Origin of the sequence: Rhodococcus sp. 14-2470-1b (assembly GCF_002259415.1) — a bacterium.
In the GTDB taxonomy this organism is placed as follows: domain Bacteria; phylum Actinomycetota; class Actinomycetes; order Mycobacteriales; family Mycobacteriaceae; genus Rhodococcoides.
Window position 1 is genome coordinate 65,389 of the sequence record NZ_NPFY01000036.1, and the last position, 12,699, is coordinate 78,087.

General features: G+C 63.9%; 8 protein-coding genes. 1 reads left to right on the top strand and 7 read right to left on the bottom strand.

Annotated features, from left to right (window positions below; genetic code table 11):
* Positions 1–36 precede the first annotated feature (36 nt).
* The gene (locus tag CH293_RS24930) at positions 37–1,371 is read right to left on the bottom strand and encodes an OFA family MFS transporter (RefSeq protein ID WP_094721769.1); all 1,335 of its coding nucleotides are present in this window, start codon (positions 1,369–1,371) and stop codon (positions 37–39) included.
* A 112-nt stretch (positions 1,372–1,483) separates the two neighbouring features.
* Here CH293_RS24930 and CH293_RS24935 point away from each other — a divergent pair, with 112 nt between their 5' ends.
* Positions 1,484–2,293, top strand: coding sequence for an ABC transporter ATP-binding protein (locus CH293_RS24935; RefSeq protein WP_037142469.1), 810 nt, complete (start codon positions 1,484–1,486; stop codon positions 2,291–2,293).
* Here the strand turns inward: CH293_RS24935 and CH293_RS24940 are convergent.
* From CH293_RS24940 to CH293_RS24965, 6 genes are read right to left on the bottom strand one after another with little or no spacing between them, the layout of a single operon-like run.
* Positions 2,275–3,378 carry an alcohol dehydrogenase catalytic domain-containing protein gene (locus tag CH293_RS24940; RefSeq protein ID WP_094721770.1) on the bottom strand — a complete coding sequence of 368 codons (1,104 nt, stop codon included), beginning with the start codon at positions 3,376–3,378 and terminating at the stop codon, positions 2,275–2,277. The two genes, CH293_RS24935 and CH293_RS24940, sit on opposite strands and share 19 nt — an antisense overlap.
* 49 nt (positions 3,379–3,427) lie before the next feature.
* On the bottom strand, positions 3,428–6,097 hold the full coding sequence (locus CH293_RS24945) for a glucosidase (RefSeq protein ID WP_094721771.1): 2,670 nt from the start codon (positions 6,095–6,097) through the stop codon (positions 3,428–3,430).
* A 23-nt stretch (positions 6,098–6,120) separates the two neighbouring features.
* Positions 6,121–8,004, bottom strand: a complete 1,884-nt coding sequence (locus tag CH293_RS24950) for a putative nucleotidyltransferase substrate binding domain-containing protein (protein ID WP_094721772.1) — start codon at positions 8,002–8,004, stop codon at positions 6,121–6,123.
* A complete protein-coding gene (locus CH293_RS24955) occupies positions 7,988–9,541 on the bottom strand; it encodes a GMC family oxidoreductase (RefSeq protein ID WP_094721773.1) in 1,554 nt (517 codons plus the stop codon). The genes CH293_RS24950 and CH293_RS24955 overlap by 17 nt, the downstream gene beginning before the upstream one ends.
* Positions 9,538–11,058 (bottom strand): APC family permease, encoded by a 1,521-nt coding sequence (locus tag CH293_RS24960; RefSeq protein ID WP_037142482.1) that lies wholly within the window; start codon positions 11,056–11,058, stop codon positions 9,538–9,540. Before CH293_RS24960 ends, CH293_RS24955 begins: the two co-directional genes overlap by 4 nt.
* 40 nt (positions 11,059–11,098) lie before the next feature.
* On the bottom strand, positions 11,099–12,628 hold the full coding sequence (locus CH293_RS24965) for an aldehyde dehydrogenase family protein (RefSeq protein ID WP_052059546.1): 1,530 nt from the start codon (positions 12,626–12,628) through the stop codon (positions 11,099–11,101).
* Positions 12,629–12,699: the final 71 nt, after the last annotated feature.

Sequence of the window (12,699 nt, forward strand, 5' to 3'; positions counted from 1 at the left end):
AGGCCACGATCATGACGATGCGCTGACGTGTCGGGTTCATGCGTCGACCTCCGGTTCGTGGTACTTCGGATTCACGGGCTTGATCAGTTCGTTCGCGACGAATCCGATGGCGAGCAGGGCGATCATCACGTAGAACGCCGGTAGGTAGCGGCCGACCTGACCGTCCTCTCCGGCGTCGGCGATGGCGTTGACGATCAGCGGACCGAGGACACCGGCGACCGACCATGCCGTCAGCAATCGACCGTGGATCGCGCCGACCTGGTAGGTGCCGAACATGTCCTTCAGATACGCGGGCATCGTCGCGAATCCCGCGCCGTAGAAGGACAGAATGAGCAGCGCCGAGACGAGAAACAGAACCTTGTTGGAGTTGGTGAACAGTGCGATGTAGAGATACAGCAGCGCACCGACGCCGAGGTAGAGGCGGTAGATGTTCTTGCGGCCGACCAGGTCGGACACAGACGACCACACGAACCGTCCGATCATGTTGGTCAGCGACAGGAAGGCAACGAAACCGGCTGCAGCAGCCGCAAGTGACTCCGGGGAGGTGGCGTCGGGAAAGAAGTCCTGGTAAATCCCCGACGCGCGTTCCAGAATGCCGATTCCCGCGGTCACGTTGAAACACAGCACGATCCACAGCAGCCAGAACTGAGGCGTTTTGACCGCGTTCGCCGCCGACACGTTGTGTGTCGCGACCAACGGAGACGACGCCGAGGGGTTCCAGCCTGCGGGTTTCCAGTCGTCGGCCGGCACACGAATCAAAACGACGCCCAGCGCCATGAACACGGCGTAGCCGACAGCCAGTACCAGGAACGTCTGTGCGATCGACGCATCGGTGAAACCACCGAAGCCCGAGAGCAACTGGGTGGTCAACGGTGATGCGATCAGAGCGCCGCCGCCGAAGCCCATGATCGCGATACCCGTCGCCATCCCTGGCCGGTCCGGGAACCATTTGATCAGCGTCGAGACCGGTGAGATGTACCCGATGCCGAGTCCGATGCCGCCGACGAACCCATACCCGAAGATCACGAGCCAGAACTGGTCGAGGCTCATTCCCAAGGCGGACAGCAACAGTCCACTCACGAAGAAGATCAGAGACACGGTCATCGCCCACCGAGGCCCGTTCTTCTCCACCCTCGTTCCGAAAACGGCTGCGGACAGACCGAGCATGACGATGGCGAGCTGAAACGGTATGGCCGTGACCGTTCCGCTGAGATCCATGGCGGTGGGCGCGGAGATGGCGTTCTTGAAGACGCTCCACGCGTATGCGGATCCGATCGCCAGATGGATCGACAGTGCTGCGGGTGGGATGAGCCAGCGGCTCCATTCCGGGGTGGCAACGATGCGTGATCGTTCGAGTATCGCGAGAGTCATCGAGATCCCTTGTTCGGTGGCAACTAATACAACTTTCCACTGACTTGGGTGAGTCAAACATCACACCCCGGGGCCGATCACACCGGGTCCGACCGACGGCGCTAGCGTCCAGATGGTGAGTGACGAAACCGGTGCCGTTCTCCGAGCGGATCACGTCGACCTGGTCAGAAACGGTCGCTTCCTGCTGCGCGATGCGTCCGTCAGCATCGCCGAGGGTGAGCACTGGGTACTGCTCGGCGCGAACGGCGCAGGTAAAAGCACGTTGTTGAGCCTTCTCGGGGCGTTCGTTCATCCCACGAACGGCACCGTCCACGTCCTCGGGCATCGACTGGGTCGGGTGGACATGCGCGAACTCCGCACGCACATAGGTCACGTCGACCCGCGTCTGAACATCGAACCGTCGCTGACGCTGGTAGAGGCAGTGCTCACCGGGCTGACGAACACTCCGGATCTGATTCCCCGATGGTCGCCGTCGGACGACGAGAGGTCCCGCGCACAGCGCCTGATCGAATCCCTCGGCGTCGAGAACCGATCCTCGTCACCGTGGTACACACTGTCTCAAGGCGAGCGAGGACGCGCACTCATTGCACGCGCACTACTGTCCGACCCCGCACTGTTGCTGCTCGACGAACCCGCCACCGGACTCGACCTCGCTGCACGCGAACAGCTTCTGACCGCGGTCGACAGCTTGCGACGCCAACATCCCTCGCTCGCAAGCATTCTGGTGACTCACCATCTGGAGGAGATCCCGACGTCGACGACGCACGCCGTTCTCATCCGGGACGGTCGAATCACGGCGAGCGGGGCCGTCGACGAGGTGATCACCACGGCCAACATCAGCGCATGCTTCGATCACCCCATCGAGATCGACCGTCGGGGCGGCCGGTGGGTGGCAACCGCAGTTCAGAACGTGATCACCTGACGGATGGCTTTGCCGTCGGCCAACTCGTCCATTCCGCGGTTGATGTCGGCCAAGCCGATCCGCGAGCTGATGAGTTTCTCCACCGGAAGCCGTCCCTCGCGCCACATCTGGGCGTAGAGCGGGATGTCCCGCGACGGCACCGCCGAGCCCAGGTAGCTGCCGATGATCGTGCGTGCCTCGGCGACGAGACCCAGTGGTGAAATCGACGACCGGGCGTCGGGCGCGGGTAGTCCGACGGTGACCGTCGTACCGCCAGGTGCCGTCGCCGCTACCGCGGCCTCGAACGCACGCGCGTTGCCGGCCGCCTCGATCACGACGTCCGCCTTGACGCCGCGTTCTTCTCGCTCTGCGGGCGAGAACGTCTGTGTTGCACCGAGTTCACGGGCGACATCCAATTTGTCCGGCACACCGTCGACGCCGATCACCTCGCCTGCCCCCACCGACACAGCGGTGAGGATCGAGGCCATTCCGACGCCGCCGAGGCCGATCACCATCACCGATTGTCCCGCCCGCGGCCGGCCGGCGTTGAGCACTGCTCCTCCACCGGTGAGTACCGCGCACCCGAGCACAGCCGCGACGTCGGCCGGAATGTCGTCGTCGACGGCGACGACAGATTTACGACTGACGACGGCGTGGGTAGCGAAACCGGAAACGCCGAGGTGGTGTTTCACCTCCGAACCGGCTCGGTCCAACCTGGCTCCACCGCCCAACAGGGTGCCGGCATTGTTGGCGGCACTGCCCGGAATGCAGGGCATCTGGCCGTCCGTCAGACATCCTGCGCATTCTCCGCACCGCGGCAGGAACGTCATGACCACTCGGGTGCCGACCGGCAGATCGTCGACACCGTCCCCGACCGATTCGACGCGGCCCGCGGCCTCGTGGCCGAGCAGCATCGGTACCGGTCGGACTCGGTTGCCGTCGACGACGGACAGGTCCGAGTGGCAGAGCCCGGCTGCTTCGATCCGCACGAGCACTTCCCCCGGACCCGGTGGAGCCAGATCCAGCTCGGAGATGGAGATGGGCTTCGACTCGGCGAATGGCCGTGGTCGTCCGATTTCCTCGAGAACTGCGCCGCGGATCTTCATTCCCACACTCTAGGCGAGCGGAAATGCGCACCCTGCCCTACACAAGCACTCACAGCGGAAGGCGGGGCCGCAGCAGGTGCGCGACCAATCCGGTCCAGCCGGTTTGGTGGGACGCTCCCAGCCCTTCCCCGGTGTCGCCGTCGAAATACTCGTTGAACGTCGGGTGCACACTCCACAGAGGGTCGTCACTGGACTCGATGCGATCCCCGTCGGCGGGTCGTTTCCCGTCGACGGGCCGGAACAGAGCAGCCAGACCGTTGTCGATGAGATCCGCGGCGTCGGTCAGGGTGCAGTGGTTCCCCGACCCGGTGGGAATCTCGATGGTGAACGAGTCGCCGTAGTGCCGTCCGTACGCCCGCAACTTGTCCGCCAGCAGGACGTTGACCGGGAACCAGATGGGCCCGCGCCAGTTCGAGTTGCCACCGAACATCCCGGTGCGGGACTCCCCCGGCTCGTATTCGATCGACAGGCTCCGGCCGTCGATCTCGTACGTGACCCCGTCGCGGTAGGACGCAGACAGTGAACGTATGCCGAACTGCGACAGGAATTCCTCGGAATCGAACATCCTGGCCAGCACACGCTTGAGACGCTCCGGTTCGACGAGAGAGAGCAGCACCCGTACTTCGTTTCCGTCCTTGCGTGCAAGCAGAGGACTGATCATCTCCGGCCTGCGTCGCTGCACCCACCGGAGCCGCGCCGTCAGGTCCGGGCATTCGTCCTCCACCCACGACGGAATCTCCGTCGCCCCCAGGATCGGCAGCAGGCCCACCATCGACCTCACGCGCAGCGGAACGGCGTCACCCTCGGGTGGAACGAGGACGTCGTAGAAGAATCCGTCTTCTTCGTGCCACAGCGAAATGTGCTGCGATCCGAACGATTTCACGGCTTTGGCGATCGACAGGAAATGCGCGAAGAACTTGGTCGCCACGTCGTCCCAGGCACTGTCGTGCCGCGCGAGCTCCAACGCGATCTTGAACATCTGCTGGCAGTAGAACGCCATCCAACTGGTGGCATCGGATTGCTCGAGCCGGAACCCCGGCGGAAGGGGTGCGGATCTGTTGAACAACCCGATGTTGTCCATCCCGAGAAACCCGCCCTCGAAGATGTTCGATCCCTCGGAGTCCTTGCGGTTGACCCACCAGGCGAAGTTCAGCAGCAACTTGGTGAACACGCGAACCAGGAACTCACGGTCCCGGTAGCCGTCGATCCGATAGACGTGCCACGCTGCCCATGCGTGTACCGGCGGGTTGACGTCGCCGAATTCCCATTCGTAGGCGGGCAGTTGGCCGTTGGGGTGCATGGACCACTCGCGGCACATGAGCACGAGTTGTTCCTTCGCGAAATCCGGGTCGACGTGCGCGAGCGGAATCGTGTGGAACGCAAGATCCCACGCGGCGAACCACGGGTACTCCCACTCGTCGGGCATCGAGATGACGTCGGCGAGAGCAAGGTGACGCCAATGGGTGTTGCGACCGCCGGGACCCCGACGCGATTCCGGTGCGGGCTCGCCCACCCGGTCGCCTTCGAGCCATTGTTCGACGTCGTATCGGTAGAGCTGCTTGGTCCACAGCAGGCCCGCGTAGGCGCGCCGCGCGACATGCCGATCCTGCTCGTCGAGTTCGGGTCCGATGACACTGGAGTAGAACTCGTCCGCTTCGGCACGTCGGTCCGCCACGACGGCGTCGAATCCGCGTCCGAATGTCTGCTCGTCGGGAATTCTCGTCGAGAGTCGGAGCTTGACCTCCACCATCGAACCTGGTGCGATATCGTCGAACGAGAACCAGAACGCCGACTTCGTGCCGAACTTCTCGGGGTTGACTGCCTCCACATCACCACCGACGACGCGTCGGCCGATTCCGTCCTTGCTGAACGCGGAGCGGTTCTCCTGACCCCACAGTTCGGCCGCGTTGGTTTCGTTGTCGCAGAACAGGACTTCGGGGTGGCCCCCGGCGCTCAGATAGTACTTGCCGAGGAATCCGTGCTCGGCCTCGACGGCACTCACACCGCCGACCTGCAGTTCCGGCGCTTCGACGGCCCTGAGCATTCCGGCCCTGTCGTCACGGCCCCATGCCCAGGTATTGCGTAACCACAGATGAGGAAGCAAGTCGACCGACGCCGCCTCGGGTCCGTGATTGGTGATGGAGATGACGATGCACATGTCGTCCGGCGATGCCTTGGCGTACGTCACCTGGACGTCGAAAAAGCGGTTGTCGTCCAGGATTCCGGTATCGGACAGTTCGTATTCGCGTTCGTCTCGTCCGCGCGCTGCATTGGCCTCACGCAACTTCCGGTACGGATATTCGGCGTGCGGGTAACGGTAGAGCCACTGCATCCAACTGTGGGTCGGGGTGCCGTCGACGACCCACCAGTACTCTTTGGCGTCCTCGCCGTGGTTCCCCTCGCCGTTGGTCAGCCCGAACAGCCGCTCCTTGAGAATCGGGTCCTTGCGGTTCCACAACGCGAAGGCGAAGTTGAGAAAGCCGAAGCGGTCGCTGATTCCGCCCAATCCGTCCTCTCCCCAGCGGTACGCACGGGCGTGCGCCTGGTCGAAGGGGAACGACTGCCACGCATCGCCGTCGGCCGAGTAATCCTCACGCACTGTCCCCCACTGTCGTCCCGCCAGGTAGGGGCCCCACTGGCGCCACGGGCCCGACACACCGGGCGATTCGGCAAGGCGTGAATGTTCGGCGGTCGAAGGTGTGTCAGCGTCGTCGGTCACGCGCTCAGTCTGCTATCTCGGAGTCACGGACGCACGCCGACGTTGCTCGCGAGATATCCCACACGTCGCTGAACGGCTGCGATCTCGCGGACACCGTCCCCGAGCACACTGCGCTCGATCGCGGAGAGATCTCCCATGACGAGCACGTCCCCCGGCGGAAGACCTCCTTCGAGCTGTTCGATCTGATGTCCGAGCCGCAGGCGCTGCAACAGAGAGAACACCTCGGTCAGAATGTCGACGTCGCGGTCGGCCAGAAACCCGTTGCCCGACGCCGCTGCCAGTCGTGCCGGAGTGGACGCGGAAGCCAATCCGACGGACAAGCCGCCCCACCGAGCAAGATTGACGATCGGGGTGATCGCGTGAGCCTTGAGATCGAACGTGCCGCCTCGTCGTGCCAGCACGTCGCGCAGCGATCGGAGGCGGGCACGCCCTGCCAGTGCGTCGCGCAGTTGAAGTCGAAGCGCGTCGGGATGATCCGTGGCCATCGTGCGGTACACGTCGGGAACTGTGTGCAGTTCGCGATTTCCCCACACGACTCGACCGTCGACGAGCAGAGACGACATGATCAGGCCCGAATCCGACGACGGGTTGCCCCTGTCGCCGAAAGGGTTGCTCAGCCAATGTCCGGCGGCGGATCGCCACTGGGTCGCTGATCTGGCAAATCTCGGCGAGCTCGCAACTGCACCGTTCGAGTCGGCCGGTAGACCGCACGCGGCAAGGGTCAGATGTACTCGGGCAGCGAGGTCCATCAGAGCGGTGTCCCGGGTTCGCCCGCCGTCCGACGGGTCGGGCAGTAGATCCGACCAGGACAGGGCGCTGTCGACGTCCGAGGACGGCATCGCTTCCCGACGTGCGACGCTACCGAGCGTCAACCATGCGACGTCGGACCGCGGAACTTCGGGATCGGCTCCCCGCTCGAGCTCGAGCGCTCGTCGAACGACGCTGTCCATGACGACCGACAGGATTGCGCTCACCGCGGTCGGTTCCGTCCCACCGCGGAACAGATCGATCGCGAGCCCCGGAATCCTCTGTGCAGCGTCGATCAGTTCGCTCGTGGTCGCGGCCAGCGCAACCGACCGTCGCAGCACGAAGCTCCGCCGGGTCGACGCCGCGTGCAGTTCGGAGTCCTCGATGACGCCGACCACCTCACCTCGCCCCGACAGCACTGGCATGTGCCGCAACCCTCGATCCAGCATGTCCACCAACACAGTGGCAGCCAGCCGGTCGGCGGTGACGGTCTCGGCAGGCGCGGTCATGACCGCGCCGATCGGTGTGTCGACGCCGATGTCGGCGGCGACGACTCGAATGCGGAGATCGCGATCGGTGAAGATCCCGTAGCGGCCTCGGCCCAGCTGCACCAGTACGCACGACGCCCCGCGTTCGGTCATGTCCCGCACTGCGTCGCGAACTGTGGTGGCCGCATCGACCACGATCGCTGGACCGGACACCAGGTCGCCGACGGTTCTGCGTGTGGTTCGGTCGGTCGGACCGGCCACAGCCGCGTTGGCCGTGGTCACCGCCTCGGCAAGGAACGCCAGGCCCGCAGGTTCGGAGAACAGCGGGCGCATGAGCGCCCCGGGCAGCTGGATGACGACGCTCGGTTCGGTCGTACGAGCAACGAAACCGAACGTCGATCCGGACAGCATGGCAGAGAACCCGAACACACCGCCGACGTCGACCGTGTCGACGGGAAGAGCCGTCAGAGCCGTGTCGTCCGGCTGCAGAATGACGACTCGACCGCGTCGGACCACCCACACCGAATCGACGTCGCGCATGTCGACGTCGAGAATCGTTGCCCCGGTTGCATACTCGACGCTACGAGCCTCGGAGCTCAGCGCGTCCAATTCTCCCGGCGTCGCGGTCCGGAACGGAGGGTAGCGGGCCAGGAAATCAGCTGTGTCGTCCACGGATCAGGTCTGCGCATTTCTCTGCCATGGTCATGACGGTGATGTTCGGGTTGACCGAGGGCAACTTGGGCATTGCCGACGCATCCACCACGCGGAGGTTGCGTACGCCCTTGACCCTCAGTTCAGGGTCCAGCACCGCCATGACGTCGCTGGTGGACCCCATGCGTGCGGTGCCCGCCGGGTGATAGACGGTGTTGTGGGTCTTGTGAACGTAGTCGAGCAGGTCGTCGTCGGTCACTACGTCGGGCCCCGGAGCGAGTTCACGTTCGATCCAGGACGACAGCGGCCCGTGCGCGGCGATCTTCCTCGCCAGTTTCAGGCCTGCGAGCATGACCGCGTCGTCGTGTCCTTCCGAGTCGGTGAAGTATCGGGGGTCCACTTTCGCGCGGTCCCGGAAGTCACGGCTCCGCAGGCGTACCGTGCCCCGCGACCGGCCCTGAGTTACGTTGGGCGTCAGGCAGAATCCGTTGTCGGTCGTCGGGTATCCCCAACGCAGGGTGTTCATGTCGAACGGGACGCTGCCGTAGTGCATCATGACGTCGGGGTAGCTCAGGTTCGGTTCGGTGGCAGCGAAGATACCGATTTCCCACCACTGCGAGGACGTGGTCACCATGGGCCGCGACGCTTCCCAGAAGACGAGCCCTTCGACGTGGTCGTCGAGATTCTCACCGACACCGGGTGAATCGACTCGCACATCGATTCCCATGGAGCGCAGATGATCCGCGGGTCCGATGCCGGACAACATGAGCAATTTCGGTGTGTCGATCGCGCCGGCCGTGACAACGACTTCGCGGCGCGCGGTGATCGTGTCGTATCCCGTCAGATCAGGTCGCTGGCAGCGGATCCCGGTTGCGGTGAGTGCGTCGTCGAGCAGAATTTCGCTGATCCAGCTGTGAGTCCGAACCTCGAGATTGGGGCGTGAGTCCAGAATCGGATGCAAGTACGCGTGCGAGGTGGACATGCGCGTGCCGTCCTCGCCTGCGTTGATCTGAAACCACCCGGCACCGTCGATGACGGTGTCACCGCGGTTGAACTGTACGGTGGGCAGACCGACCGCGGCTGCAGACTCCAGAACCGCTGTCCCGCAGGGATCCACGGGAGGAATGTCGCGGATGCGCACGGGCCCGTCGTGACCGCGCCCGGTGTCGTTGTTCTCCACTCGCGCCACCAACGGCAGCACATCCTTCGCTCCCCACCCCGTTGCGCCCGCGGCTTCCCAGTCGTCCAGCGTCTGCGCGGGCGGGTGAAATGCGATGCAGGAGTTGTGCGATGAACACCCTCCGAGCACTTTCGCCCGCGCATGGCGCATGAAACTGTTGCCCCGCTCCTGCGGTTCGACGGGATAGTCCCAGTCGTAACCGGAATCCAACAGGTGCATCCACTGCGACAGTTCGAGAATGCTGTCGTCGCCCACATCGGACGGACCAGCCTCGACGAGGCACACGGTCACGGACGGATCCTCACTCAGTCGTGCAGCGAGAACACACCCTGCGGTACCGCCTCCTGCGATGACGTAATCGAATGCCGCGTCCGTCACGACGGACTCCTCTCCTCACCGGTGGATGCATGTGACTTCAACGTACCGATGTGGCGACGACCCGTCGTTCCGTACCAGGCCAGACCCAGCACCAGAATCACACCGATGTAGACGAACGCACCCCACGTGTTGTACCAGGGACTGCCGTACACCGCGACGCGCGGCCACGCCAGATTCAAGGCCATGCCTGCTCCCCAGACGACGGCGACCAGGTTGACGATCAGGCCGGCTCTGCCCATCGTGAAGTAACCGCCGGGCTTCAGGTCCTTCGGTGGCCATTCCCCTTTGAACCGCTTGACGAGCAGCGGACCGGTCACCATCAGATACGCAAGGTAGATCATGATGATCGCGATCGACGTCAGCACCGTGAAGATCTGCGGCTGACCGACGTTGACGACCAGGATCGCGATGGCCAGCACGCCGATCGTCACGGCAGGCACGACCGGAGTCTGGGTCTTCGGATTGACCTTGGCCAGGCTCTCGCCGAACGGTAACGCGTTGTCGCGCGCCATCGCGAACGTCAGGCGGATCGCTGCGGTGTGGACGGCCAGCGAGCAGACGATGACAGCGATGACAATGCAGATCAGGAAGACCGTTCCGAGTGGACCCCACATCACCGATTCGACAATCGACTGAAGACTCCCGTCGGGACTGCCGAGCGAGGGATCGTCCAGGTCGGGGGCTGCCATCACCGCGAACACCAAAATTGCGCCACCGATGACGAACGACGCGAGAATGGCGCGCAGGATTGCCTTCGGTGCCGTCCTCCTCGGCTCGACAGTCTCCTCGCCGAGTGACGACGCCGTGTCGAATCCGTACATGACGTAGCCGGACGCAAGAGAGGCGACGAGGAACGCGGCAAGGAAACCGCCGCTCTCACCTGCGCCGTACCCGTTGGTGGAGAAGAAGACCTCGGGGCCTCGCGTGATATTGGCCGCGAGGATGACGGCAATCAGCACTGCGGCGATCAGTTCGATGAACACTCCGGCGCTGTTGATCATCGCCATCAACTTGACACCCAATGCATTGATCGTTGTGGTAATCGCGATCATGATGGCACCCAACAGGACTGCGTTGGTCGCGAAATCGTTGTCTCCACTGCCGTCGCCGATGATCTGGAACCCACTCCAGATCCGCGGGAGATTCAACTGCAGCGCAAGCACCACGGCGGACAATGTGACGATCGACGCCGTCAACATCAACCAACCCGCGGACCACCCCACGATGCGCCTACCCAGAAGCTTCGCCCAGTTGTAGACCGATCCCGCGACGGGGTACTTGGCGGCGAGCTCCATGAAACACAGTGCAACGCAGAGTTGCCCGACGAACACTGCAGGCCACGACCACAGGTAGGCGGGTCCGGCAGTACCGAACCCGAAGTAGAACAATTGAAACGTGCCGGTCAGAATCGATATGTAGCTCACACCTGCGGCGAAGCTGGCGAACTTTCCCAGACTTCGATCGAGCGATTCCTTGTATCCGAAATCGTCCATGCCGCTGTCGGAATCGACTGTCATAGCCCGTACTGCCTTTCGTCCGGCAGAAACTCGTGGGATTTCAGGAGGTGCTGAACCACCCCGCCGCCGTCGGCGAGGTGTTGTGCCAGATGTGCTTGGCTTCTTGATATTCGGACAATCCGGACGGACCTAGTTCTCTGCCGTTTCCGGATCGTTTGAAACCGCCCCATTCAGCCGCAGCAGTGTAAATGCCGAAGTCGTTGAGCCACACCGTTCCGTGCCGCAATCCGCGCACCATACGTTCGCCCCGTGCACTGTCCGACGTTCGGACACCTGCCGCGAGACCGTAGTTCGTGTCGTTGCCGAGACGCAAAGCTTCCTCCTCGGTCGTGAAGCGCTCAACAGTGAGTATGGGCCCGAACGTCTCGTCCTGGACGATTTTCATCGAGCGATCGCACTTGTCGAACACCGTCGGCAGAAAGAAGCTGCCGGCAGCCAGGCGCGGATCCTCGGGCCGACTGCCTCCGACAACGAGCTCGGCACCTTCGGCTATACCCAGTTCGACGAAGCCCTCGATCTTCGTCAGCTGCGCCTCCGACACGAGCGGCCCGGTCTCGGATCTCTCGTCCAGGCCCGGTCCCATCGTGATGTGGCCGGCGCGTTCGGCGACGGCAGCGACGAACCGGTCCGCGACCGAGTCCTCGATGATGAGACGGGTACCGGCCGAGCACACCTGGCCCGAGTGAAGGAACACGCCGGTCAACACGTGATCGACCGAGTTCGCGAACGCGTCGTCGTCGACCAGTGCATCGGCGAACACGATGTGTGGATTCTTCCCGCCGAGCTCGACGGCCACCTTGGTCACGTTCGCGGCTGCTGCCGCCAGGATCGTTCGGCCCGTCGCCAGACCCCCGGTGAACGAGATGAAGTCGACGTCCGGATCGGTCGTCAGCGCCTCACCGAGTACGGCACCGCTGCCCTGCACGAGGTTGACCACACCTGCAGGCACTCCTGCCTCTTCGACGAGTTTGGCGAACGCGATGGTGCTGAGCGGGGTCACTTCGCTGGGCTTGAGCACCATCGTGCACCCTGCCGCCAGCGCCGGTGCGATCTTCCAGGAGATCTGCAGGAGCGGATAGTTCCACGGCGCGATCATGACGCATACGCCGATCGGCTCGTGCACGACTCGGCTGAGAATTTCCGGCCGTCCGACGTCGACGAGCCGGTCGCTGTGCACCGCCGCGAGTTCCGCGTAGTACCGGAACACCGATGTCACGTCGTCGATGTCGATTCGGCTCTCGGCCAACGTTTTACCCGTGTCGACGGTTTCGAGGTGCGCGAGTTGCTCTTTGTCCCGTTGCAGTAGGTCCGCGATCGTGGTCAGCAGCGCTGCCCGTTCGGAGATTGCCGTTGCCGGCCAGGCGCCGTCGTCGAAGGTTCGTCGCGCCGCCGCGACAGCGTCTCGCGCGTCCTCGGGCGTCGCTTCGTCGACCACAACGACGACGCTTCCGTTCGACGGATCGACAATCTCACGGGTGCCCCCGTCGGACGACTCCGTCCATCGTCCGTCGATCCACAACGACGGACGCAGATTTGCTGCGTCGAGTGCTTCGTTTCCGGAGGTGGGCACGTAGGACTCCTTCTCGCTGACCGGGTGACTCGTGATCAACCGTAAGCCCGCGAGGGGACTTCGTGTGCCAG